This is a genomic window from Streptomyces sp. P9-A4 (assembly GCF_036634195.1).
Taxonomy (GTDB): Bacteria; Actinomycetota; Actinomycetes; order Streptomycetales; family Streptomycetaceae; genus Streptomyces.
This window is the reverse complement of sequence record NZ_JAZIFY010000001.1, coordinates 6,544,524-6,569,248: the sequence shown is the minus strand read 5'-3', so window position 1 is coordinate 6,569,248 and position 24,725 is coordinate 6,544,524. Positions and strand designations below refer to the sequence as shown.

Sequence of the window (24,725 nt, the reverse complement as noted above, 5' to 3'; positions counted from 1 at the left end):
CAAGGGGGCTTTTCCATGGCAGACATCACCCGGCGGGCCGGCTGGCGCCACCTGCGTTCCGCGCCCACCGCCCACATCCGCCACCAGCGCCGCGGCCGGCTCGTGCACGACGGCGAAGGCCTGAGTTTCTGGTTCCGGCCGCGCACCGCCGCGCTCTCCGAGGTCCCGGTGAACGACCGCGAACTGGCGATGGCCTTCCACGCCCGTACCGCCGACTTCCAGGACGTCAGCGTCCAGTCCACCGTCACGTACCGGATCGGCGACCCGGCCGCCGCCGCCACCCGGCTCGACTTCTCCATCGACCCCGACACGGGCGCGTGGCGCGGCACCCCGCTGGAGCAGATCGCCACCCTCCTCACCGAGACCGCCCAGCAGCACGCCCTCGACGTCCTCGCCCGCACCACGCTCGCCGAGGCGCTCGTCGACGGCGTCGCGGCCGTACGGGACCGCGTGACGGCCGGGCTCGGGGCCGAGCCGCGCCTGCCGGCCACCGGCATCGAGGTCGTCGCCGTCCGGGTCGTCGCACTCCGCCCGGAACCCGAGGTGGAGCGCGCCCTGCGCACCCCCGCCCGCGAGCAGATCCAGCAGGAGGCCGACCGCGCCACGTACGAGCGTCGCGCCGTCGCCGTCGAACGCGAACGCGCCATCGCCGAGAACGAACTCGCCAGCAAGATCGAGCTGGCCCGGCAGGAGGAACGGCTCGTCGAGCAGCGCGGCACCAACGCCCGCCGCGAGGCCGAGGAGAACGCCGCCGCCGACGCGGTGCGCGCCGAGGCCGAGGCCGTACGGAAGGTCCGCCTCGCGCGGGCCGAGGCCGAGGCGGCGCGCGAGATCGGCGAGGCGCGCGCCGGAGCGCAGTCCGAGTGGCTGCGGGCGCACGGGGAGGTGGAACCCGCCACGCTGCACGCCCTCGCCGTGAACAGCGCGGCCGAGAACCTGCCCCGGATCGAGCACCTGACGCTCTCGCCCGACGTCCTGACCGGGCTGCTCGCCAGGCTGGGCGAGGGCGGGGCGCGGTCGTGAGCCTGGCACCGCGCGCGGTCCTCGTGCACCGGACCACGGAGTACGAGGAGCTGCTCGCCCGGCACGGTACGCACGGCCAGGCCGCGTTCTTCCTCGCCGCGCGCGGCCGCTCGGCCGACGCCGTGCGCGAGCGGCACGAGCGCGCCCACCGGGCGCTGGCCGAGGTGGCGGGCGCGGTGCCGCTGACATGGCGGCAGACCCGGGTGGAACGCGCCGACCTGGACCGGTTCCTGTTCGGCCCCGAGGACGTGGTCGTCGTGGTCGGACAGGACGGCCTGGTCGCCAACGCGGCGAAGTACCTGACCGGGCAGCCCGTCATCGGGATCGACGCCGACCCCGGGCGCAATCCGGGCGTCCTGGTCCGCCACCGTGCGGACCGGGCGCGCCGGCTGCTGCCGTACGCGGTCGCGGCGGGTGCGACGGTCGACGAGCTGACGATGGTGGAGGCCGTGACCGACGACGCGCAGCGGCTCCTCGCCCTCAACGAGATCTACGTGGGTCCGCGCGGCCACCAGACGGCGCGCTACACGCTGGAGGTGGACGCGGCGGAGGCCGCGCCCGAGCCCCAGGCCTCGTCCGGTGTCCTCGTCGGCACCGGCACGGGGGCGACGGGCTGGCTCAGGTCGCTGTGGGAGCAGCGTTCCAGCGCGCTGGCGCTGCCCGCGCCGGCGGACGCCCGGCTCGCCTGGTTCGTCCGCGAGGCCTGGCCGTCACCGACGACCGGGACCACCCGCGTGGAGGGGCTGCTCGACCGGGAGCAGTGGCTGCGGCTCACCGTCGAGTCGGACCGTCTGGTCGCGTTCGGCGACGGCGTCGAGTCGGACTCGCTGGAACTGACCTGGGGTCAGACCGTCCGCCTCACCGTGGCGGGGACGCGGCTGCGCCTGGTGCACTGAGGCGCTGGGGCACTGGGGCACTGGGGCGCTGGGCATTGGGGCGCTGGGCATTGGGGCACTGCCGGAACGAGCCCCCGCTCGTACGCCCCGAGCCGCCGCCCGTACGCCGAGGACTGCCCGTACGCCCCCACCCGCGACCGCGGCCGGAATCGATCGGCGCCGAGCCGGCGCCCTCCCGGGCGGCGCTATGCTCGGCGCGCTTTGTCCGGTTTTCCGTCCGGCCGGACAACCCCCCGCCCGCTCCCGGCTGTCGAAGGAACCCCCATGCCCTCCGTCTCCTCCGGCTCGTTGTCCGTCTCCCCCGCCACGGCGCGGGAGTGGGAACTCGTCCGTTCCTGGGCGGCCGTGGAGGGGTGGAACCCGGGGCTCTCCGACGCCCCCGCGTTCTTCGCGCAGGATCCCCAGGGCTTCTTCCTCGGCCGGGTGGACGGTGAGCCGGTCTCGGCCATCTCGGTCGTCACCTACGACGACGCTTACGCCTTCCTCGGCTTCTACCTCGTACGCCCCGAACTCCGTGGGCTCGGTCACGGGCTGGCCACCTGGCGCGCCGCCCTCGCCCACGCGGGCGGCCGGTCCGTGGGGCTCGACGGGGTCCCGGCGCAGCAGGACAACTACCGGCGCTCGGGCTTCACGACCGCGTACCGGACGGCACGTTACGTGGGCGGGATCCCGGCCCCCGACGGCCCGGCGGCCGGGGTGGTGGCCGCCGGACAGGTCGATCCGGCCGTCCTCGCCGCGTACGACGGCGCCTGCCACCACGCCGACCGGCCGCGGTTCCTCTCCGCCTGGCTGACGACGCCGGGACACCGTGCGCTGGTACGGGTGGTCGACGGGCGCCCGACCGGGTACGGGGTGGTCCGTCCGGCGCAGGACGAGGCGCGGATCGGGCCGTTGTTCGCGGACACGCCGGCCGACGCGGCGGTGCTGCTCGACGCGCTCGCCGGCGAGGCGCGGGCCTTCGGCGCGGACCGGATCGCGGTCGACATGCCGGAGTCGAATCCGGCGGCGGCGCGGCTGGCCGAGGAACGGGGACTCGAGCCGACGTTCGAGACGGCCCGGATGTACACGGGCCCGGTCCGTCCGGTGGCGCACGAGCGGGTCTTCGGCGTGACGACGCTCGAGCTCGGCTGATCCAGCCGCCCTTGGCGCACCCCGCGCACCCTCCCCCTCACCGACCCCCCGCCACCCTCTGAGGGGTGACAAGGGTTTTCCCCGTATCGGGTTCACCCCCCCGTTCCCTACTGTCCTCCGCACCGGCAGATATCATCCCCCGACAGCACCCTGACAGGTGCATGCGGAGGGTGGTGTCCGCCGGTGACGGCCTTGACCCGGGCCGTCGCGCCGGTGGCGGCGCACGGGCCCCCCAAGCCCAGGGAACCTCGGACCGCGACCCCACTTCGCCCCGTGTGTCCCGCGCCGCCGCCACTGCTCCGCAGTTACGTCGTACTCGAAAGGGCCACACCTTGAACGGTTCCAGGCGGAGAGTCATATCCGTGGTCGCGAGCGCCGCGATCCTCGGTGCCGCTGCCACCACCTCCGGGGCGTTCGCCGCCCCGGGCGCTGCCACCCCGAAGCCGGCTCCGGCTTCGCAGACGATGCGGGCGCTTCCCAGCGCCCCCGTCGAGAAGGTCATCGTGACCTACAAGAGCCGGGCCGCCGAGGCCGGTTCCAACACCGCCGCGAAGAGCGACACGGCCGAGAAGGCCGCGAAGACGGGCGAGAAGCTCTCCTTCGAGCGCCGCCTCGCCGGCGGTGGCGCCCTGGTCGACCTGGGCGACAGCGTCACCAAGCAGGACGTGGCGGAGGTCATGAACGCCTTCCGCGCCGACCCGTCCGTCGCCTCGGTCGAGCCCGACATCCGCGCCTACGCGATGGCGGTCACCCCGAACGACACCGACTACGCCAAGCAGTGGGACCTCTTCGAGCCCACCGGCGGCATGAACGTTCCTGCAGCCTGGGACAAGACGACCGGCTCCGGTGTCACCGTCGCCGTCATCGACACCGGCTACGCCGCCCACTCGGACCTGGCGACCAACATCGTCTCCGGTTACGACTTCATCTCGACCTCCGCCGACGCCCGCGACGGCAACGGCCGCGACGCGGACCCGAAGGACGAGGGCGACTGGAACGCCACCGCCGGGGAGTGCGGCACGGGCTCCACGGCCTCCAACTCCTCCTGGCACGGCACCCACGTGGCCGGCACCATCGCCGCCGTCACGAACAACACCAAGGGCATCGCGGGCATCGCGTACAACGCGAAGATCCAGCCCGTGCGCGTACTCGGCAAGTGCGGCGGCTCGTCCTCCGACATCGCCGACGCGATCACCTGGGCCTCCGGCGGCACCGTGCCGGGCGTCCCGGCCAACGCCAGCCCGGCCAAGGTCATCAACCTGAGCCTGGGCGGCGCCAGCTCGACCTGCCCGAGCGTCTACCAGACCGCCATCAACGGCGCCGTCTCGCGCGGTACCACCGTCGTCGTCGCCGCGGGCAACAGCAACGCCAACGCCTCCGGATTCACGCCCGCGAACTGCTCGAACGTCATCACCGTGGCGTCGACCAGCCGTGAGGGCAACCGGTCGTACTACTCCAACTACGGCACCCTCGTGGACGTGGCCGCGCCCGGCGGCGAGACCCGTCGCTCGACGGACACGCCCGGTACCGTCACCACCCCCGAGAACGGCATCTACTCCACGCTGAACTCGGGCGCGACGACCCAGTCGACCGAGACCTTCAAGCCCTACCAGGGCACCTCGATGGCCGCGCCGCACATCGCCGGCCTCGCCGCGCTCCTCAAGTCGGCCAAGAGCACGCTCACCCCGGCCGAGATCGAGTCCGCGGTCAAGACCAACGCCCGTCCGCTGCCCGGCACCTGCACCGGCGGCTGCGGCACCGGCATCGCCGACTCCGCGAAGTCCGTGGAGGCGGTCCTCGGCACCACCCCGCCGACCGGGACCGTCTTCACCAACGCGACGGACGTGTCGATCCCCGACAACACCACCGTGTCGTCCTCGATCGCCGTCACCGGCCGCACCGGCAACGCTCCCGCCGCCCTCAAGGTCGGCGTGGACATCAAGCACACCTGGCGCGGGGACCTGGTCATCGACCTGATCGCCCCCGACGGCACGGTGCGCAACCTCAAGGCGTCCTCCTCCTCCGACGGCACCGACAACGTCCTGACCACGTACACGGTCGACGCGTCGAGCGAGGTCGCCAACGGCACCTGGAAGCTCCAGGTCCGCGATGTGGCCACGGGTGACACCGGCTACATCGACTCCTGGAGCCTCACCTTCTGACGCACCACCGCTCCACCATCGAACCACCCCCCACATCAGCATTGTTGCTGGTCAGCGACGCGCTCGTGGTCTACACCACGGGCGCGTCCTGGCGTCTCGCGGGGCCTCGCGGCGGAGGCGTACTGTCCGTATGCCGGACATGGGGCCTGGACTCCGCGCGCGGGCTCCGTATTCTCTGCCCACGGGGCCCACGGGCCGGGCCCGAGTGCGGCGGAGGTGGGGGACAGTGGCGACAGCGGCTCCGTATCTCACCCTGCGCCCCGCGGGCACGGGAGGCACCCCGGCGCCGGTCGGCCGCGAGGAGCTTCTCGCCCGCCTCGAACGCGCCCTCCACACCCGGGGCCGCGCCCTGCTCACCGGACCCGCCGGGGTCGGCAAGACCGAACTCGCCCTCGCCGAGGCGACCCGCGCGGAGGCGCGCGGGGAGACCGTGCTGTGGCTCGCGACCCTGCCGTCCGACCGCGAGATACCCGGGGCGTCGGCCGCCGCGCTCGTCGCCTCGGTCGCGGCGACGGTGGTCTGGCCGGGCGGACCGCGGCCCGACGCCTTCGCGGCCACCGGGGGCGCTGGGGTGGCTGGGGCCGGTGCGGGCTCCGGGGTCTCCACGACCTCCACGACCACCCGGGCCTCTCAGACCTCTCGGACCTCTCGGACCTCAGGAGCTTCCCCGGCATCCGGGTCCCCCGGGTCTCCCGGAGTCTTCGAGTCCTCCGGTGTCTTCGACGAACTGCCCGGTCCGCAGCGCACCGCCGTAGCCATGCTCTGCCGCGAGGCGCCGATCGACGCGGGCGGCTGGGACCCGATCGCGCTCCGGCTCGGCATCGCCCAGATCCTGCGCACGCTGACCCGCCGGGGGCCCGTACTCCTCGTCGTCGACGGGGTGCAGCACGTCGACCCGGACAGCGCGGACCTGCTGCGGTTCGCCTTCCACCTGGCACCGCCGGCCCTGCGGGTGGTGGCCGTCGAGACCCCCGAGCCGTACGCGGAGGCGGGCGAGCCGTACCGCGAGCCCCACCGCCACGAGGACCCGCACGCCGCCCATCTCTGGGTGCCGTCCGAGGCGGACGTGCTGCTCGTCCCCCCGCTGCACGCCGACGAGATCGCCGAACTGCTCATCCACCACCGGCTGCCCTCCCGGATGGCGGGCCGCATCCACCGCGCCAGCGGCGGAAATCCACGGCTCGCGCTCGCCGTCGGCCGCTCCCTGGCCGACGCTCGGACCCCCGTGCACCACGCCGAGGCACTGACGCTCTCCGGCCGCGCCCGCGACCTCGCCCGCCAGCTCCTCGGCGCCGCACCCCTCGCCGTACGCCAGACGCTGCTGCTCGCCGCGCTCGCGCTGCGCCCCTCGGCGACCCTGGTACGGCGGGCCGGCCGGCCCAACGCCGAGGCGGACCTGGCGGCGGCCGAGCGGGCCGGTCTGGTCTCGCTCGCCGAGGACGGTTCGGTGACCTTCACCGCCGGGCTGCTGCCCTCCACCCTGGTGCACGACGCCTGTTGGGCCGAGCGGAGCGCCGGGCACGCGGCCCTCGCGGAGGTCGTGGACGACACCGTGGAAGCGGTACGGCACCGGGCGCTCGCCACCGACAGCCCGGACGAGGACCTCGCCGCCGAGGTCGCCGCCGCCGCCGACCTGGCCCGGCGGCGCGGGAACAGCGCGCTTGCCGCCGAACTCGCCCTGCTCGCGGCCGAGTCGACCCCCGGCCGGCACGGGACGCGACGCATCACCCGGCTCGTCCACGCCGCCGAGGAGGCCGCCCGCGCGGCCCGCGCCGACCTCGCGATGCGGGCCGCGACCGATCTCCTCGCCCGGGACGCGGTCCCCTCCGACCGGGTCAGGGCCCGGCTCGCCGTGCTCGACACGGCCGGCCAGGGACTCACCGGACTCGACGAGATGTACGTCCACGCCATGGAGGACTCGGAGGGGGACACCGCGCTGCGGGCCGCCGTACAGCTGCGGCTCGCAGTCAAGTACGTCCTGGCGGACGGCGATCCACAGCGCTCACGGACCGCCGCAGTCGAATCGGCCGCACTCGCCGCCTCCATGGGCGATCCGCGCCTCGCCGCGCAGGCCCTGACCGTACAGGCGCGGATGGAGCGGGCCCTCGGGTCACCGGACGCCGAGGCGGTCCTCGCGCAGGCCCGCGCCCTGGAGTTGGCCGAGCGCCCGCTCGGGATCCGCAACGCCGCACAGATCCTGACGATCCGTCACGCGCTCTTCGACGACCGGCTCACCGACGCCCGCGACGAACTCGGCGCGCTGCTCCCGCTGGTGCAGCGCCGCGGCGCCGTGGAGGACGCCATCGAGCTGTTCCGTACGCTCGCCGAGATCGAGTCCCGGATCGGACCCTGCTCCGCCGCCCTCGCGCACGCCGGGCAGTCGCTCGCCCTCACCCTGGAGGCGGGCCTCTCCCCCGGCCCCGCCTGGTACGCGCTCGCGCTCGCCGAGACCGCCGGCGGCAGCTTCGCGCGGGCCGCGAGCTACGCCCGGCGGAGCGTCCAGGCCTCGGAGGAGGAGGGCGACCGGGTCTTCCTCTCCCGCAGCCGGTACGCGCTCGGCCGGGTCCAGCTCATCAACGGCGATGTCGCCGCGGCCCTGGAGACGCTCCGCCGCGTCCAGGCCGACGAGCGCGCCCAGTCGACCGTGGACCCCTCCATGCTGCGCTGGCACGAAGAACTCGCCGAGGCACTCCTCGCCAACGACGCCGGCGACGAGGCCCTGGCCCTCCTCGACGAGGTGCGCCCGGTGGCCGCCCGCCTCGGCCGGTCCACGGTCCTGCTCGGCTGCGACCGCGCGTACGCCCTGTGTCTCGCGGCGGACGGCAGGACCGACGAGGCGGCGGTCCTGCTCACCCGCACGGCGGAGCGGTTCGGCCAGACCGGGCTTCCCCTGGAGCGGGGGCGGGCGCTGATCGCGCTCGCCCGGGTGGAGCGGCGCAGACGCCGCAGGTCGGCGGCGCAGGGCGCGCTGCACGAGGCGGCGTCCCTGTTCGAGCGGGCGGGCGCTGCCCCGTGGCTCGCCCTCGCGAGCGAGACCCCGGCGAGCGCGGCGGGCGAGGGGCCCGGGAGCGGTTCCGGCGGTGAGGATGCCCTGCCGTCGACGCTGTCCTCCCTGACGGAGGCGGAGCTGCGGCTCGCCCGGCTCGTGGGGCAGGGGGCGAGCAATCAGGAGGCGGCGGCGAAGCTGTATCTGAGCGTGAAGACGGTGGAGGCGCGGCTCACCCGGATCTACCAGAAGCTCGACGTCCGGTCACGGGCGCAGCTGGCCATGGCGCTGCGGCCGTAGGGGCACTCGTACCGCCCGCGTCACCCGGCTCGCTCAGATCGTGAACGGCCGCTGGTCGAGGAAGCCCCGGTCCGGGGTGCCCGTCAGATAGAGGTTCGGGCTCTGGGTCGGGGGCAGTTCGCGCTGGATCGCCCGGTGGAACTCGCGGTAGCCGCCCTGGAAGCCGCCGGCGTCCCACACCTTGAGCAGCGCCTCGGTGAAGGCTCCGTTGACCTCGCCGTCGGCGGCGACCTGGTTGTCCTGGCAGCCCGACACGAGCAGGGCGTCGGGGCCGGTCCCGTCGGCGGGCGCGGCGTCCGCGAGCGAGCGCCGCAGCTCCGTGAAGAACTCCCGGTCGCGTTCGTACAGCTGCCGCTGCCGGGACTCGGGCATGAAGCGGCCTTCCGCGTCCGCGCCCCCGGGCAGCTCGATGCTGCTGCCGCTGTGGCAGCAGTCGAAGAAGGCGACGATCCGTACGTCGTCGGCGAAGGCGCGGAAGGCCGCCTGGACCTCGTCGTCGAGGAACTGGCGGTCGTAGAAGACGAGGGTCTCGTCGAGCGCGTCCGGCTCGACGTCGGGGCCGGGGGCGTCCGGCACCTGCCCTCCGTGGCCCGAATAGGTGAGGAGCAGGATGTCGCCGGGGACGAGCCGGGCGGCGGCATCGGCGAGGACACCGGTGACGTTCGCGACCGTTCCGTCGCGGGTGAGCAGCCTCGTCGTCTCGAATCCCGCGGTGCGGGCGAGCCGTGCCATGTCGTGGGCGTCGTTCTCGCAGGCGCGGAGGGTGCCGTCCCAGCCCTCGTAGCGGGCGGGGTCGACCCCGTTGAGTCCGACGTGCAGGGCGAGTCCGGTGGCCATGGGGTGCCTCCTGGTAGGGAAGCGGAGGGTGGCCGGGACGGCTGCCGATGTGGCCGGCGGGAGCGTCCGGTGGCGGGCCACCGGGAGCGTCTGTTCGAGTGGCCTGTGGTCCGGTGCCGAGCGCGGCCCTCTCCACGCGGTACTTACATCGTATGAACCCTTCCGAGCCGCTGTCCCCCGCAGACGCGGGCGGTGCCTCCCGCCGCGCGGGCGGTGACCCCCATGCGCTCGCCGACCGCACCGGATACGACGAGACCTTCCTCGGTCCGGTCGTCCCGCTGCCGCTCCCGGCCCGGAACGCGGTCACGACGGTGATCCTGCCCTACACCCATTTCACCGTGGTGTTCCGGCCCGACCGGCGGCTCGCCGCCTCGACGGCCGTGTGCATCGAGGGCGGCGAGCTCCTGGAGGACGTACCGCGTGACGACGTGTGGTCGTACGACCCCCGGCTGCCCGAGGAACAGCAGGCGGGCGAGGACATCTACCGGAACAACAGCCTCGACCGGGGTCACCTCGTCCGACGGCTCGACCCGGTCTGGGGAGCCGCCGCCGTCGCGGGCCGCGCCAACACCGACACTTTCCACTTCACCAACGCCGCTCCCCAGGCCGATGTCTTCAACCAGGGCAAACAGCTCTGGCAGGGGCTGGAGAACCACCTGCTCGACCACGCCGCCGCGTACGACCGCAAGCTGACGGTCCTCACGGGCCCGGTGCTCCAGGACTCCGACCCGCCCTACCGGGGCATCCAGATGCCGATGCGCTTCTGGAAGGTGGCCGCCTTCATGCAGGACGGGGCGCTCGCCGCCGCCGCGTACGTACTCGACCAGAGTCCGGATCTCAGCCGGGACGCGGAGCGGGCCCTGGCGGGGGCGCAGGCCGGGGCGCCGCCGCCTCTCGGCCCTTTCCGGACCTACCAGGTGCCGGTCTCGGACGTCGCCGAGATCACCGAGCTGGAGTTCGGGCCGCTGCCGGACGTGGACGTCATGCCGCCGACCCGGGCACCCGAGGACCGCTGGCGGCGCCTCCGGACGTACGAGGACCTCGTACTGCACCCCTGACCTGCGGCGACGGCGGGGCTGGACAGCGATTGCGGGTGTCCCGGCCCGGTGAAACGATGAAAGTGACAGAGCGATGAAGGGATCGGTCGTCTTGATGGCTCGGGGTGGTCGTCACGACCGCCCGGGTGGTCGTGACGATCGCTCGGGGCAGTCATCACGACCGCTCGGGGCAGTCAACGTGAGCGGTCATGACGACCGCCCGGAGCACGGCCGGTCCTTCACGTCCCGGCGCCGGAGCGACCGGCGCTGCGCGAAGAGCGCCGGGCAGGTGCGGTATGCCGCTCACGGAGACCGAGTGGGGGCTCGTCGCCAGCTGGGTGCGGGACCATCTCCTCGACACCCCCGAACCACGCGAACGTCTGCTGCGCGCCGGTCTCCCCGCCGACTTCGTCGCGGATCTGCCGCTCACCCCGGACCCGGGCCGCAACGCCCTCCTCGTGGTCGCTGCCGCCCGCCGCGACATCGCCCACCAGCGCCGGCTGCTCTCCGTCCTGGCCGGTCTCGACGCGCTGGCCGCCATCGACGATCCGCGCGCGTTCGAGCAGGGCGCCGAAGCCCGAAATCTGCTCACCCGGCTGCGCGAGGACGAGCGGCTGCGGCGCTCACCGCGCGATCCGTTCGACAGCCTGCTCCTGAAGCACGGCACCGAGGTCTTCCTCGACCGGACCGAACTGCGCGAGAAACTACGGCACTTCATCGCGGACCCGGAGCAGACGGTACTCGTCGTCGACGGCCCCCCGGACAGCGGCCGCTCCTACACGTACGAGCTGATCCGTCATCTCGGCCAGCACCTCGACTTCCGTCCGGTACGGGTCACCCTGTCGCGCACCTCCACGGCGACGCGTCTGCTGGAGCGACTCTCGGCCTTCGTCGCGGGCCCGGCGAGCGACGGATTCCCGCTGAACCCCACACGGTTGAACGATCCACTGCCCTCGTTCGAAGACGCGGCCCATCGGATCGTCGCCCGTGCGACCGCCGCCGAGGAACGCTTCTGGCTGGTACTCGACGACTGCGACCGGCTCGACCCGCACGCGGACGTGTGGGACGCCATCGGCGTCCTGGCGCGCGCGATCTACGAGCACACTCCGGTCCGCGCCGACGCCGTGCCCCGCCTCGTCCTGCTCGGCTACGCGACGACGATGCGCCAACTCCCTTACGAGATACGCAAGAACGAGTGCCGGGACACCACGCACCTCGCGGGCGAGGAAGATCTCAGGGCCTTCTTCCGCGACTTCTTCGCCGACACGGGCGGACAGGGAGGGGAGGAAGCAGTCCGCGAACTGGTGGAGACCTCCGTCGCCGAAGTGCTCCGCGCCGCCGACTCCGCCTCGGACGGAGACAGTTACATGCGCCGGCTGTGTACGGCGGTGGAGGACGTCGTACGGTTCCACCGGTCCCTGCCCCCGACGTCACCACCGACCGGCGAGGCCGGTCACCTGCTGCGCGACACCCTGCGGGCGAGCCTTGCCGCACCCGCCGCCGCTGTCCTCGAACCCCGTCGTTCCTATCGTGAAGTCGCTTGCCTGCTCCAGGAGTTCGATCCTGCGCTGCTCCGCCTGCCCGGCGAGGAGCAATCCACCGGGCGGGCGGTCCTCGAGCTCGTCGACGACTGCACGGCCCTCCCCTCCCCCGGCGCCACGATGTGGACCCTGAAGCCGGAGGTCCGAGACGCGGCGCTGACGGGACTCGCGGGCCCCGCCAACGCGCTACGGGCCCTCCGCGCCAATCTGGACCTGCGCCCCGAGGGCCCGGGACCGGAACGCGCGGCGTTGACGCTGCTCACGGGCGCGGGCGCCGGTACGGGTACAAGTGCGGCCGCAGGTACGGGTACGGGTACGGGCGCGACGACTCCCACCGACGCACCCCCGGCCCTCCCACCCCTCCCCACCGACGTCGAAGCCCTCTCCGACACCCTCCAAGCCGTCCTCTGGCTCAGTCGTGTGCCCGGCGTGAGCGGACTGCCCACCGTCGACGACGTCCAGCACCGGCTGGAGAAGGCCCGGCTGCTCCAGCCGATGCACCGACTCGCCCGGGGCACCTTCCACGGCCGCACCGCCGAACTCGACTCCCTGCACGCCTATCTCGCCCTGCCCGAGGAACCCGCGGAGCCCCCGGTCCTCCTGCACGGCATCGGCGGCATCGGCAAGAGCACATTGCTCGCCAAGTTCCTCGTCGACGCGCTCGCCGCCGCTTCCCCCGACGGATTCCCCTTCGCGTACATCGACTTCGCGCGCCCGACCCTCTCCGTCCACGAACCCGCAACCGTGATCGCGGAGACGGCCCGACAGCTCGGCGTCCAGTACCCCGCGCAGCACGCCGCCTTCGAGGCGCTCGCGGACGATGCGGAGCGGACCGCCGCCGTACAGCGCGCCGAACGCAACGAACTCGACGGGCTCTACCAGCTGGCCGGCACCCGCGCCACCATCGGCCGCGACTACTCGGCCGGATTCCACTCCCGCGCCAGCGCCCGCGAGCAGGAACTCGCCCACCGGGTCGCCTCGACGGTCCACGAGGCGGTCCTGCCCGCGTCCGGCGGGACGGCGCCGCCGTTCCTCGTCGTCGTCGACTCCTTCGAGGAGGCCCAGTACCGGGGCTCGCCCGTCATCGCGCGGATGTGGGCGATCTGGACGGCCCTGCGGGCGGGCTACTCGCGGCTGCGGTTCATCGTCTCGGGGCGGGCGCCGATCGACCACCCGGCCCGGGTCCTCACCCCGCGCACGATCGAACTCACCGAACTCGACCACCAGGCCTCGGTGGATCTCCTGATGTCGTCCGGAGTCCTCGACGAGACGCTCGCCGAGGACCTCGCCGAGCGGATCGGCGGCCACCCGCTGAGCCTCAGGCTCGCGGCCCGCACGGCGGTCGCCGTGGGTTCCGGGTCCGCCGACATCGGCGGCCTGCTGCGCGGACTCCCGTCCCGGCGCCGCTACTTCGACCGTCAGATCGACCAGATGCTCATCCAGGGAACGCTTTACGACCGCATCCTCAAGCACATCCCGGAGGACGACGTCCGGGCCCTCGTACAGGCGGGTCTCGCACTGCGGTTCATCACCCCCGAGCTGGTGCGGGAGGTGCTCGCCGGGCCGGCGGGACTGCGGGTCGACACCCCGGCGGAGGCCCGCCGCCTGTACGGGCTGCTGACCTCACGGGTCGACCTGATGGAGTCGGCGGGCCCCCGGAGCATCCGGCACCGGGCGGACCTCCGGACCATCATGCTGCGCCTCTCGGACAGCGCCCGGACGGATCTGATGCGGGCGGTGGACCGCCACGCGGTCGCGCACTACGCGGCCGGCGAAGGTTCCCGGGACCGCGCGGAGGAGATCTACCACCGGCTGCGCCTCGGCGAGAACCCCCGTACGGTGGAGGCGCGTTGGGAACCGGGCGTGGCCCCGTACCTCGGCGGGACCGCCCACCAGGAGATGCCGCACCGCTCGGCCGCCTTCCTCCTCGGCCGGATCGGCGGCCATGTGCCCGACCAGATCATGACCGAGGCCGACCAGGAGGACTGGGAGCGGATCGCCGTCCGCGAGGTCGAGGACCTGCTCACCCAGGGATACGTGGACGCCGCGGCCCAGCGGCTCACCGAGCGGCGCCCGTGGACGCCGTGCAGCCGGCTGCACGCGCTGCTCGGCGAGACCCTCGCGCGCTCCGGGCGGACGCCGGAGGCGCGCGCGGAGGTCGAGCGCGCGGTGGACGGCGCGGCGGAGGCGGGCTGCGCGGAGACGCAGCTCGAACTGCTCCAGCTGGCGGCGCGGCTCGCGCAGGACGCGGGGGACTTCGCGGGCGCCGACCGGGATCTGCAGGAGGCGGAGGAGATCGCGGCGGGCCTCGGGCTGCGCTACGAGTCGCTCGGCGTCCTGGTCGCCCGGTCCCGGCTCGCCTCGCTGGCGGACCACGACGCGGCCCCGGCGCGGGAACGTCTCGCCAGGACACTGCGCGCGATGCCCGACGCGGAGCTCGCCCGCCAGCCCTCGCTGGCCCGCGCGGCGGCGGCCACGGCCTGCCCGGCCGACCCCCGGCTCCTGGAGCACACCCTGCGGCTGGTCGGGCTTCCGGCGGACGAGGAGGCGGTCGTGACCGAGCTGGCCCGCTGGATCGCCACCACCCTCGCCGACGAACCGGCGCTCCGGGAGCCGCTGTACCGCATTCTGGGGGCGGCGGTGGGGAGGGGCACGAGGCCTGCGGCGGATACCCGGGCCGGGTCCGGCCCGGGTATCGGAGCCGACACCGAACTCGACTCGGGCCTCGATGCCGGCATCGGCTCCGGACTCGATGTCGACCGCATCGAGCGGGACCTGCGGGAGGCGCGGCGGCGCGGCACGCTCGACAGTGTCGCCCGGCAGGTGCTGACCCTCCGGGACGACAGCGGGGACCTGCTCCTCGGGGTCGCGTCGGCGATGGACGCGGGCCCGGCAGGGCACGGAGGCGGACCGCAGGAGGACGGACCGGGGGGCGGCCCGCCGCCCGACGGTGAACGGCACGATGCGGCTCCTCCCATGCCGGCCCCCGCAAGAGCCTCCACCCCGGGTCCCGGCACGCCTCCCACCTCAGGTCCCACTCCAGGTCCCGGCACGGGGCCCGCGGTGTCTCGCGGCACCGCGGTCCGGGGCACCACGGCCGCGTACGTGCGCGGCGGTGCCGGACTGTGGGCCCGCCCGCCGCCGACCGCCGCGGGGGCCGCCCTCCGCAAGGAACCGTTCCTGCCGCAGAGCGAACTCGTCCGGGTGCGCAACGCCGCGACGGAGGCGGGGCTCGCGGACCGCGACCTGCGCCCGGCCCTGCTCAGGGGAATCCCCGGCTCGTTCACGGCCACGCTGGAGCCGCTGGCCGACCCCCGCGACCGGATCCACGCCGACCTGAACGCGATGAACCAGGTCGAGCGGCTGATCGACGGTCTGGTGCCGCTGGAGATCTGGCTGCACAACGCCATCGAACGGACCCGCGAACCGGGCCCGCGCGCCGTCCTCCAGGGCGCGCTGGACACGGTGTCCCGTGCGATAACCGGGGAGGCGGAGCTACCGGCGGAGATGATGCCCGGGGAGATGAAGGAGGAGATCGTCCTCCAGGACGACACCGTGCCCTACGAGTTCCTGCACGGGGGCATCCGGGCCGGTGCCTCGGTCGCGCTGCTCAGGATCCCGCCGTACGAGTCGGGGGCGCCGCTGCTGCCCTCGTATCCGCACGGGGGGACGGGCTGGATGATCGCTCCGGGGCTTCTGATCACCAACCACCATGTGGTGATGGCCCGTTCGTGGGAGGCGGGCGTGCGGCCGTACGTGAGCGAAGAGGACCTGCGGCTCCAGGTGACGATGTCCCGCTCGCGGTTCGACTTCGTCGAGAACGCGACGGCGGCGCCCGAGGCGACTGCGGGTGAACTCGCGGCCTGGGACGCGGTGTTGGACTATGCCGTAGTGCGGCTCTCGCCGGACCAGGAGCCGAGGCCGACGCTACGGGTCGCGACCAGGCCGCTGCTGGTACGGGAGCGGCAGCGCGTGCCTGTCAACATCATCCAGCATCCGGGCGGCCTGCCGAAGCGCGTCGCCCTGCGCAACAACCTGGTGTACCGGGCCGACGAGCACGACATCCTGTACTTCACGGACACCCGTGGCGGCTCCTCCGGCTCGCCGGTCTGCCTCGACGACTGGACGGTCGTGGGGCTGCACCGGGGCACGAGGAAGGTCGACGAGGTCGAGTTCCAGGGCGCCAGGACGAGGTTCGTGAACGTCGGAACGCAGATGAGCGGCATCCTCGCCCATCTAGGGGAGTTCCGGCCGGAGTTGTACGCGGAGATCATGGCGGCCCAGTCGGGGCGGCCGGCACCGGGGGACGGGACCAACGGGAAGCCGAGGTGAGTGACCATGCCGAACGGATCACGGAACGTGTCGCCGGTCGCGACCGCCGCCGAGCGGGTCTTCGGGGATCTGCGGGAGGTCGCCGCGCGGGTACGCGGTGAACTGGAGGCGGAGATCGCCGAGTCCACGTACGAACTCCCCGCCGACGCGGCACCGGCGGCGGAGATCTCCCGCTTCGCCCGCGAGGAGCGGGCCCGGGTCCTGGAGGCCGGGGTCAGCGGCCTGGAGAAGCTGGCAGCGAACCGCGAGGACGAACTCGACGGGAACGAGACCTTCGGTGTGGAGGCGATCGTCCTCCTGGAGGGCCGCCCGGCGATCCTGGTGCAGCGCCAGGACTTCGCCCCGCAGCGGGACGAGTGGGCGATCCTGGACGGCCACCGGCCGGCGATCCGGGAGTCCCTGGCGCGGGTGGGGCGGGTGGAGGTCACCGGCCACCCGAGCCTGGACTGGATCGGGACGGCCTTCCTCGTCGGGCCGCGCACGGTGATGACGAACCGTCATGTGGCGGCGGAGTTCAGCCGGTTCGAGGAGAACGGGGGCAAAGGAGGGCGCTGGAACTTCGCGTACGGGATGTCGGCGCGGGTGGATCCGGCGGAGGAGCTGCCGGTGGACGGCGCGGCGGCGGGGGCGTCCGCCGCGTACGAGATCACGGAGATCATCGGCATCCATCCCGATGTCGACATGGCCCTGCTCAGGGTCGAACCCTCGACGGACGGCGGGCTGCCCACGCCCCTGGCGGTGGCGGCGGACGCACCGGCGAGCGTGCCGGGCCGCCCGGTGTACGTGATCGGCTACCCGGCGTGGGACGGGCGGCGCAATGAACCGGAGTCGATGCGCCGGATCTTCATGGACGTCTACAACGTGAAGCGACTCCAGCCGGGGACGGCGACCGATTTCACGCCGGGCGGCCTGGTGATGAAGCACGACTGCTCGACCCTGGGCGGCAACAGCGGCTCACCGGTCTTCGACCTCACGGACCACCGCGTCCTGGGCCTCCACTTCGGCGGCCGCTACCGCACGGGAAACTTCGCGGTCCCCCTGTGGGAACTGCTGGACGACCCGCTGTTGGCAACGGCGGAGGTGAACTGGGTCTGAGAACACCCAGAGCAGTCCCGACAACCATAGTTACCATTTCCCACTCACGTGAACTATAGTTGTCGCATGACGATGTCGCCCGAGATCACCCCGGAAGAGCGCACCGCGCTCGACAAGGCCCTCCTGGACGCCCTCAACCCCCTGGCCTCGGCCCTGCGCTCCCGCGTCACGGGCCTGCCGGAACACCGCATGTGGGACGCGGATCCCGTGGAAGTGACCCTCTCGGTACTGGCCACCTGGAAGGTGCTGGACGCAAGGGTCAAACACCTCACGGCAACGGCCGCGGGCACCGCGGGAGCCTACGGCGCAAGCTACGAACAACTGGGCGCGGCGTGGGGCATCACCCGCCAGGGCGCCCGGAAGAAGTGGCCGGACGCGGTAGGCGCCCGACCCGCGACGCCCCCCGTGACCCTGGAACTGTTCGGCGGCAAAGCGGAACTGACACAGAGCCACACCTCAGGCACCTGGACCTGGCAGGCCCGATCGGCCGACGGCACCCAAGGCCCGACCACCCCCACCCCTCCCCACCCGACCAAGGAGGAAGCCGCGGCCTACGCGGGCGCCTTCCTGAAGGAACACGCCTCGCAGGACTAGCTAGGGCGCTTCCTTCGGATCTTCCGGTCGGATCGCGCTGAGCAGAGCCGCACGGACGATCATTGGGTCGAGAGGAGATAGCCGTCGCCGACAAGGCGGCCGGACTCCTTGCCCTGCTGTTCGCCCAGGGACCCTTCCGTATCACCGCCCTTACCGCCGCTCACATGGCGTTCGGCGGCGATGGGGTGTCGCTCCGGATCGGAAGGGTCCCCGTACAGATGCCCCCGCCCCGCGACACCGCCCGCCTCCGGCTGCTCGGCATCCGCCCCCGGATCTGCGATCGGCGTGCTGGGCGGGATGATCGGCCTGGGCTGCACGGAGTTCCGCCCGCCGAGAGGACGAGTGGGTAAGAGGAAGCCGGCTGGGCGGCGGGAGGGCAAGCCGGTCAGGGAGTTCGCCCATGAGAGGCGCGAAGGGAGCGCGGTGTCACCGCGTCCTGTTCCGCGAGGTGGCTGTCCATGGTGGTGTTCAGGTCGGCCATGAACGCTTCGACCTGTTCCAGGAACCGTGGCGGGTAGTGCGACATCGCCGCGTCGAGGCGTTGGGCGAGCGGGCCGAAGAACTCGTCCGCCCTCTCCTGGATGTGTGCTCCGCTGCGCAGAGTGACGATGCGCCGGTCGGAGTCCTCGCGGGCGCGGGTGATGTGTCCCGCCGCTTCGAGGCGGTTCAGGAGCGCGGTGGTGGCGCCGGTGGAGAGGGAGATCCGCTCGCTCAGCCGCGCCGGTGAGAGGGGAGTGCCGCGCTCCTCGGCGGCGGCGATCTCCAGGACCGCGGTCGCATCCGTGGAGTGCAGGCCCAGCCAGGCGGCGAAGCGCCGGCTGAGCTCGGCGTAGTGACCGCCGTAGATCCTCAGCGACTCCATCAGCCGCTCACGCTGCTCCGCGACACCGTCGCGCACCGCTTCCTCCACGCCTCCGCCCTTCTCTTCTTTACCTTCACGGTGGAATTACTTCACCATGGAGGTATCTGGCGTGCGTGCCCCGTCCCCCACCCCTGACAAGACGACCGAGCCCTACCGGTGGCGGTGGCTGATCCTGGCGGTGATGATCGTCGCGGAGATCATGGATCTCCTGGACGCCTCGATCGTCAACGTCGCTGGACCGGACCTGGAGAAATCACTCGGTGCCGGTTCCGTCGGACTGCAATGGGTGATCGGCGGCTACGCCCTCACCCTGGGCGCCAGGCTCGTGCTCGGCGGCCGGCTCGGCGACCGCTACGGCCGGCGCCGGATGTTCCTGATCGGCCTGGCGGCCTTCACCGCGGCCTCCCTGCTGTGCGCGATCGCGCCGAACATCGAGTCGCTGATCGCCTTCCGCCTGCTGCAGGGCGCCGCCGGAGCGATGCTGCTGCCCCAGGGCCTGGGCCTGCTGCGGGAGAACTTCTCCGGCCCCGAGCTCACCAAGGTCTTCGCGATCTTCGGACCTGGCCTGGGCCTGGGCGGCATCATCGGCCCGGTCCTGGGCGGCTTCCTCATCGAGGGCGACTTCTTCGGCCTGGGCTGGCGGTCGGTGTTCCTGATCAACCTGCCCATCGGCATCGCGGCACAGATTGTCGCCGCGAAGTTCGTGCCCAAGAAGGCGGGCGACCGCACGGTCCGGGTCGACATGACCGGCGCCGCCCTGGTCGTGGCGTCCTGCGCCCTGCTGGTGCTGCCGCTCAACCAGGGGCAGGAGAACGGCTGGCCGCTGTGGACGTGGCTGTCCATGGCCGCCTCGGTGATCGGTTTCGCCCTCTTCGCCCTCCAGCAGCGCCGAACAGCCGCTGCGGGCCGCGAGCCGCTGGTGACCCCCGGCCTGCTGCGCAAGCCGGCCTTCACCGTCGGCCTCGGCGGCATCGCCCTGTTCTTCGGCGGACTGATCGGCACCCAGCTCGTCCTGACCCTGTTCCTCCAGATCGGCCAGCACTTCACCGCCGGTGACGCGGGACTGGGCAACCTGCCCCTCGCGGTGGGAACCGCCATCGGCGGCGCCATCAGCGGCGCGTTCCTCGCCGACAGGATCGGCCGCAAGGTGCTCCAGATCGGACCGCTGGTCCAACTGGCCGGCGCGGCCGTGCTGTGGTTCGAGCTCGACCGCCTCGACGCCGCCTCGTTCTCGATCTGGGACATCGCTCCCGGCGTGGCGGTGGCGGGCATCGGCGCCGGCATGGTCATCGCCGCCCTGTTCAGCTTCATCCTGGCCGCCGTCGACGACGACGAGATCGGATCCGCCTCCGGTGTCCTGTCGGCGGTCCAGGCAGTCGGCGGCTCCATCGGCGTGGCGGTCTTCGGCTCGGTGTTCTTCGCCCAGGCCAAGACCGGTGACTTCACCGGCGGCTTCCACCGCGCACTGATCGTCCAGGCATGTCTGCTGGTGGTCTTCCTCGCGATCACCTTCCTGCTGCCCGAGCAGGGCCGCCCCGAAGAAGAACAGCACGGCGTCACCCCCGAAGCGACTGCCGACGGCCACGATCGTGTTGCTCTTCGTTGAGGACATCAAGACCGCCGGGAGCCTCTCCTTGCCCTGGTGGCGCCGCGACATCACCCCCGGGCGATTGCGCCAACTTGACGCCCACCTGGTCGAGGTGTTCTGCGACTGCGACACCGCGCTCGTTGCTGAACGGTTCCGAACGCGCGACCGCCACCCAGGACACCTTGACCAGGCACCGCCTGGCTGATCATGTGATTGCCAGGATCCAGAGGTGTCCGTTCCCCGTTGGTCAGTGCCGGCGGACGGGCGGGGTGCGGCAGTGATGGGCGGTGCGGATCCGGTGCTTCCAGCAGCGGATGGCGAACGGGGGGCCTGTGGGGAGTCGACGGCTGCATGGATGTCTCGGGGTGGCGGTGGCTCTGGCTCTCGCGGTATCCGCTGCCGTGCTTCTGGGCAGGTCGTGGACCGCCTGTGACGTGGGAGTGAACAACGCGGCCAACAGTGGTTTCCTGCTTTGGCTGTTCATCCCGGGCCTCTGGACGGTCCTGCTGCTGGCCTGGGTCGCGGTGGGCGCTCTTCGTGAGACCCGTCCCGACTGCGGGCGTCGAGCGCCTCAGTCCTTCCGGGCCGTGGCGACGACGTCATGGCCGAAGGACGCGGCGAGCGCCCGCGCGATCAGGTCGGGCAGATTCGACCGCCCGTCGTCATCGGCCCAGCGTGTCAGCGCTGTGTGCATCACGGCGAGGCAGGCGCTGATCGCGGCCCGTGCGCGGAACGCGGCCTCGGGATCGGTCACGTCGCCCCCGAGGGCGTCGACGACAGCCTGTTGCAGCGCGTACTGACTGTCCAGGTGCCGGGCCCGCAGCGCGGGCGTCGAGATCATGAGCCGGAGGCAGTCCAGCAAGAACCGCTCGTTCGCCGCCGGTTCGTCCCCCTCGCCGCCCGTCAATGCCGTGGCCGCCTCGACGAGTGCGCCGCCGACGCGGCGCACCAGGGGTTGGGCTGCGGATGACGCGGCGACCCGCTCGGCGATGAGCGATGTCGGCTGGTCCACAAGGACAAGGCCCTCCTTGGTGGGGAAATGCCGGTACACCGTCATTGCCGAGACACCGGCGGCCTCGGCGACGTCGGCCACCGTCACGGCGTCGTAGCCGCGGTCGGTGAACAGTCGCACGGCGTGCGACTGGATCGCGCGCCTCGTCTCGGATCGCTGCCGCTCCCGAAGGGTCGGTTTCCGCTCGTTCATATGATAGACACTACCTTATTGTTAGTTACTAACAGATGAGGTGACGGCATGAGTGGTCTGACGGGCAGGACGGCTCTGGTGACGGGCGCGTCGCGCGGCATCGGGCAGGCGATCGCAGCCCGGCTCGCGGCTGAGGGCGCCTTGGTCATCGTGCACTTCGGCACGGACGAGAGCGGGGCGGCGGCCACAGTCGAGGGCATAGAACGCGCCGGTGGGACCGCCCTCGCCGTCCGGGCCGAACTGGGCGTGGACGGCGACGTCGAGACGCTCTTCGCCGGGGTCGAGGCCGGCTTGGCCGGTCGGCCGCTCGACATCCTCGTCAACAACGCGGCGACCGCACCGACGGGCCCGCTCGGCGCGACGACACGGGCGGAGTTCGACCACCTGTTCGCGGTGAACGTGCGAGCGCCGTACTTCATCATCGAGCACGCGCTGCCCCTGATGCGCGACGGCGGCCGGATCATCACGATCTCGTCGGTGGCGACCCGGATGGCCAACCCTGCCCAGACGTCCTTCGCCATGACGAAGGCAGCGGTCGAGACGATGAGCAGGACCCTCGCCAACCAACTCGGCCCGCGAGGGATCACGGTGAACGCGGTCGCTCCCGGAGCCACCAGGACGGCGACCAACGGAGCCGTCTTCGACGTACCGGGCCTCGCCGAACAGATCGCCGGCATGACGGCACTCGACCGACTGGGCGGCCCCGACGATGTCGCTGACGTGGTCGTCTTCCTCGCCTCCGACGCCGCCCGCTGGGTGACCGGTCAGATCGTCGACGCGAGCGGTGGCCTGTTCCTCGGCCCACGCGTCTGACCGACGAGGGCGACGCGACGGCCGCAACGGACTGCCCCAAGCTCAAGCCCCCGCAGGCCCCGCGCCGCCCTCATCAGTCGGTGCCCCCAGCTCCAGCGCAGCGCAAACCGGCGACCGCGAACGCCGCCGCAGGTTCTTCGTCCAGCGGACCGATGATCAAGATCGCACAGCCGTAGAACGCGATCCCTGCGGCAACGGGAAGCCACACGTATGCCGGTCGCCGAAGCACCCTGGTCCGCATCCAGAACCTCCCCCGAACCGCAGACCTTTGTCCGCCGGCCCTCTTCACACCGTCTTCACTGTCACCATGTGTCCCATGACGCACATCGCCAAGGGGGCCAACGTCCCCGTCCCCGCCGCCCCGTTGCGGATCGCCGTCGGGCGGCATCGGGTGCCCGGAGTTCCCGTCGTCGACGCCGCCGCCCTGCTGCTCGACCCCGGCGGCGTCGTGCGCGGTGACGCCGACATCGTCTTTCACGGACTGCCCGCTCATCCTTCCGGTGCTGTACGCCACTTGGGCAGCGGCGAGGGTGGTGGGCAGCTCGCCGAGTGGCTGGAGGTGGACCTGCCGCAGGTCGAACCCGCCGTCCAGCGAGTGCTGGTCGTCGGGTCCTGCGAGGGGGGTGTCTTCGGGCAGGTTCCCGGGCTGTGCGCGCAGGTGGTGGCCGCCGACGGCGCGGTCCTCGCGCACTACGACGTGACCGACGCCTCCAGCGAGACGGCGTTCGTGCTCGGGGAGTTCTACCGGCGCGAGGGCGGGTGGAAGTTCCGCGCGGTCGGTCAGGGATACGACTCGGGGCTGGCCGGGCTGGCGACGGACTTCGGGGTCGTCGTGGCCGACGCCGCCGCGCCGATGGCACCGCCGAGGCCCGGGACGGTGGTCCCGCCGGATTCCGTACCGCTGACCCCGGCCGCGTCCGGACCTGCCGCACCTCCGACATCCGTACCCGTCCCTCTGCGGGGCGTGAGCAAGACGGCCTCCGCTCCCGTCCCGTCGGCTCACGCGCCCGCCTCCGCCTCCATGTTCGTCCCTTCCCTCTCCAAGCCGGCCGCACCGGCCTCCTTCTCCCCCGTCTCCGGCCTGCCCATCGCGCCCAGCCCCTTCCAGGGACCCGGTTTCCTCGACTTCGAACCGATCCACTTCAGCGGCAAGAGCGGGAAGACCGTCACCGTTGACCTGCCGTTCCCTCCGGGCTCCGCTCCCGTGATCCTGGAGGCGCGCGTCGAGGAGTACCAGTTCCTCCACGTCGAGATCCCGGGCCGTTCCGACGACGTCTTCTGCACCGACCTGCCCGACTACTACAGCCGCGCCCTGCTCGTACCACCGCGCAAGGGCGGCCCCTTGAAGCTGAAGGTGGGCCACTCCGGGACGTGGGCACTCACCGTCCTGCCCCTGTCGGCGGCCCGTCCGATCACCACCGGAACGGTTCAGGGAAGCGGCCGCGAGGTCTTCCTCCACACCGGCCCCGCGGCCCAGCTGAAGGTCCGGGCGACGGATCGCCACAACGGGTGGTTCCAGCTGAACCACCACCAGGGTGACGCCCCCGCCGATCTGAGGCGCCCCGCCGAGGAACTCGTCCACGCGTGGAACGGCCGCCGGGTCAAGGAGAAGGTCCGGCTCCCCGAGGGGCCCCTCCTGCTCGTGATCGACAAGAGCCGCCACCACTGGGAGCTCACCCTCGACCCACTGCCCGTCGGGCGGTGACCGGCCTGTCGGTCACCCGTGGCACACTCCTCCGTCGGTCACGGGATTCCCGCCCGTGACCCGGGCACCGACCCCGACCCCGACCCCGACCCCGACGACATGGTCGACGTGGCGCAGGCGGTCCTCAAGCAGCGCGGCTGGGCCTGGTCGCTGAGTGGAAACGTCAGGCAGTCGTGGCAGCGCGGTCGGATGCGCTGCGCAGCACGCAGAATTCGTTGCCCTCCGGGTCGGCGAGGACCGCCCAGCCGGTGCCGTCGGGGTTCCGGTGGTCGGTGACGAAGGTGGCGCCGAGGTCCAGCAGGCGTTCCACCTCCTGTTCGCGCGAGGTCTCCGGGCGCAGGCAGAGGTGGATCCGGTTCTTGGCCGTCTTGGTCTCGGGCACCTGGTTGAAGTACAGCACCGGGCCCTCCGCCAGGAGCACCTGAGCCTCCGGGTCCCCCGGCCTGTGGTCCGGGTCCAGCGGGGCGCCGGTCACCGCGCTCCAGAAGCGGGCCAGCTCATAGGCATCCGCACAGTCGATCGCCATGTTCTGCACTACCGAAACCATGCGCCCGACCCTTCCTGATCTCCCCGCGTGACGCCACCGATTTGCGCCGCCCTCGTGGGTCGAGCGGTCGAC

17 protein-coding genes are annotated in these 24,725 nt (G+C 72.5%); 12 read left to right on the top strand and 5 right to left on the bottom strand.

The annotated features are described in order from the left end of the window. Positions 1–15: 15 nt before the first annotated feature. The 5 genes from V4Y03_RS29485 (at position 16) to V4Y03_RS29465 (ending at position 8,498) form a co-directional block, all read left to right on the top strand. On the top strand, positions 16–1,023 hold the full coding sequence (locus V4Y03_RS29485; protein ID WP_332436895.1) for an SPFH domain-containing protein: 1,008 nt from the start codon (positions 16–18) through the stop codon (positions 1,021–1,023). After that, positions 1,020–1,919 carry a hypothetical protein gene (locus V4Y03_RS29480; RefSeq protein WP_332436894.1) on the top strand — a complete coding sequence of 300 codons (900 nt, stop codon included), beginning with the start codon at positions 1,020–1,022 and terminating at the stop codon, positions 1,917–1,919. Before V4Y03_RS29485 ends, V4Y03_RS29480 begins: the two co-directional genes overlap by 4 nt. A gap of 264 nt (positions 1,920–2,183) precedes the next feature. Next, complete coding sequence (locus V4Y03_RS29475; RefSeq protein ID WP_332436893.1) at positions 2,184–3,050, top strand: GNAT family N-acetyltransferase; 867 nt, start codon at positions 2,184–2,186, stop codon at positions 3,048–3,050. Between the two features lie 362 nt (positions 3,051–3,412). Beyond that, positions 3,413–5,212 carry a S8 family serine peptidase gene (locus tag V4Y03_RS29470; protein ID WP_443079843.1) on the top strand — a complete coding sequence of 600 codons (1,800 nt, stop codon included), beginning with the start codon at positions 3,413–3,415 and terminating at the stop codon, positions 5,210–5,212. 226 nt (positions 5,213–5,438) lie between these two features. Further along, positions 5,439–8,498, top strand: coding sequence for a helix-turn-helix transcriptional regulator (locus V4Y03_RS29465; RefSeq protein WP_332436892.1), 3,060 nt, complete (start codon positions 5,439–5,441; stop codon positions 8,496–8,498). A gap of 33 nt (positions 8,499–8,531) precedes the next feature. On the opposite strand, the gene V4Y03_RS29460 is transcribed toward V4Y03_RS29465, so the two are convergent. Beyond that, entirely contained in the window at positions 8,532–9,335 is an 804-nt protein-coding gene (locus V4Y03_RS29460) for a caspase family protein (RefSeq protein ID WP_332436891.1), read from the bottom strand. A 152-nt stretch (positions 9,336–9,487) separates the two neighbouring features. On the opposite strand from V4Y03_RS29460, the gene V4Y03_RS29455 reads away from it, so the two are divergent. From V4Y03_RS29455 to V4Y03_RS29440, 4 genes are all read left to right on the top strand, one after another. Further along, on the top strand, positions 9,488–10,393 hold the full coding sequence (locus tag V4Y03_RS29455; protein WP_332436890.1) for a DNA/RNA non-specific endonuclease: 906 nt from the start codon (positions 9,488–9,490) through the stop codon (positions 10,391–10,393). A gap of 275 nt (positions 10,394–10,668) precedes the next feature. Further along, a complete protein-coding gene (locus V4Y03_RS29450) occupies positions 10,669–16,245 on the top strand; it encodes a trypsin-like peptidase domain-containing protein (protein ID WP_332436889.1) in 5,577 nt (1,858 codons plus the stop codon). 6 nt (positions 16,246–16,251) lie between these two features. Then, on the top strand, positions 16,252–17,340 hold the full coding sequence (locus V4Y03_RS29445; RefSeq protein ID WP_332436888.1) for a trypsin-like serine peptidase: 1,089 nt from the start codon (positions 16,252–16,254) through the stop codon (positions 17,338–17,340). A gap of 66 nt (positions 17,341–17,406) precedes the next feature. Further along, a complete protein-coding gene (locus V4Y03_RS29440; RefSeq protein ID WP_332436887.1) occupies positions 17,407–17,934 on the top strand; it encodes a hypothetical protein in 528 nt (175 codons plus the stop codon). A 59-nt stretch (positions 17,935–17,993) separates the two neighbouring features. Here the strand turns inward: V4Y03_RS29440 and V4Y03_RS29435 are convergent, their stop codons facing one another. Both V4Y03_RS29435 and V4Y03_RS29430 read right to left on the bottom strand, forming a co-directional pair. Further along, positions 17,994–18,251, bottom strand: coding sequence for a hypothetical protein (locus tag V4Y03_RS29435; protein ID WP_332436886.1), 258 nt, complete (start codon positions 18,249–18,251; stop codon positions 17,994–17,996). 68 nt (positions 18,252–18,319) lie between these two features. After that, a complete protein-coding gene (locus tag V4Y03_RS29430) occupies positions 18,320–18,796 on the bottom strand; it encodes a MarR family winged helix-turn-helix transcriptional regulator (RefSeq protein ID WP_443079896.1) in 477 nt (158 codons plus the stop codon). 109 nt (positions 18,797–18,905) lie between these two features. Between V4Y03_RS29430 and V4Y03_RS29425 the strand changes: the two genes are divergently transcribed. Further along, positions 18,906–20,402, top strand: a complete 1,497-nt coding sequence (locus V4Y03_RS29425; RefSeq protein WP_443079842.1) for an MFS transporter — start codon at positions 18,906–18,908, stop codon at positions 20,400–20,402. A 553-nt stretch (positions 20,403–20,955) separates the two neighbouring features. Here V4Y03_RS29425 and V4Y03_RS29420 read toward each other — a convergent pair. Further along, entirely contained in the window at positions 20,956–21,588 is a 633-nt protein-coding gene (locus V4Y03_RS29420) for a TetR/AcrR family transcriptional regulator (protein ID WP_332436883.1), read from the bottom strand. Between the two features lie 48 nt (positions 21,589–21,636). Here V4Y03_RS29420 and V4Y03_RS29415 point away from each other — a divergent pair, with 48 nt between their 5' ends. After that, positions 21,637–22,401: an SDR family NAD(P)-dependent oxidoreductase gene (locus V4Y03_RS29415; protein ID WP_332436882.1), complete on the top strand. Its 765-nt coding sequence runs from the start codon at positions 21,637–21,639 to the stop codon at positions 22,399–22,401. 316 nt (positions 22,402–22,717) lie between these two features. After that, the gene (locus V4Y03_RS29410; protein WP_332436881.1) at positions 22,718–24,106 is read left to right on the top strand and encodes a TerD family protein; all 1,389 of its coding nucleotides are present in this window, start codon (positions 22,718–22,720) and stop codon (positions 24,104–24,106) included. 163 nt (positions 24,107–24,269) lie between these two features. On the opposite strand, the gene V4Y03_RS29405 is transcribed toward V4Y03_RS29410, so the two are convergent. Beyond that, entirely contained in the window at positions 24,270–24,653 is a 384-nt protein-coding gene (locus tag V4Y03_RS29405) for a VOC family protein (protein ID WP_317874320.1), read from the bottom strand. Positions 24,654–24,725: the final 72 nt, after the last annotated feature.

What these genes read in the sequence shown, in the direction of transcription:
- V4Y03_RS29485 (WP_332436895.1), top strand. Translation starts at nt 16, where the DNA reads ATGGCAGACATCACCCGGCGGGCCGGCTGGCGCCACCTGCGTTCCGCG.
- V4Y03_RS29415 (WP_332436882.1), top strand. Translation starts at nt 21,637, where the DNA reads ATGAGTGGTCTGACGGGCAGGACGGCTCTGGTGACGGGCGCGTCGCGC.
- V4Y03_RS29420 (WP_332436883.1), bottom strand. Translation starts at nt 21,588, where the DNA reads ATGAACGAGCGGAAACCGACCCTTCGGGAGCGGCAGCGATCCGAGACG.
- V4Y03_RS29410 (WP_332436881.1), top strand. Translation starts at nt 22,718, where the DNA reads ATGACGCACATCGCCAAGGGGGCCAACGTCCCCGTCCCCGCCGCCCCG.
- V4Y03_RS29460 (WP_332436891.1), bottom strand. Translation starts at nt 9,335, where the DNA reads ATGGCCACCGGACTCGCCCTGCACGTCGGACTCAACGGGGTCGACCCC.
- V4Y03_RS29455 (WP_332436890.1), top strand. Translation starts at nt 9,488, where the DNA reads ATGAACCCTTCCGAGCCGCTGTCCCCCGCAGACGCGGGCGGTGCCTCC.
- V4Y03_RS29445 (WP_332436888.1), top strand. Translation starts at nt 16,252, where the DNA reads ATGCCGAACGGATCACGGAACGTGTCGCCGGTCGCGACCGCCGCCGAG.
- V4Y03_RS29430 (WP_443079896.1), bottom strand. Translation starts at nt 18,796, where the DNA reads ATGGAGTCGCTGAGGATCTACGGCGGTCACTACGCCGAGCTCAGCCGG.
- V4Y03_RS29405 (WP_317874320.1), bottom strand. Translation starts at nt 24,653, where the DNA reads ATGGTTTCGGTAGTGCAGAACATGGCGATCGACTGTGCGGATGCCTAT.
- V4Y03_RS29475 (WP_332436893.1), top strand. Translation starts at nt 2,184, where the DNA reads ATGCCCTCCGTCTCCTCCGGCTCGTTGTCCGTCTCCCCCGCCACGGCG.
- V4Y03_RS29450 (WP_332436889.1), top strand. Translation starts at nt 10,669, where the DNA reads ATGCCGCTCACGGAGACCGAGTGGGGGCTCGTCGCCAGCTGGGTGCGG.
- V4Y03_RS29440 (WP_332436887.1), top strand. Translation starts at nt 17,407, where the DNA reads ATGACGATGTCGCCCGAGATCACCCCGGAAGAGCGCACCGCGCTCGAC.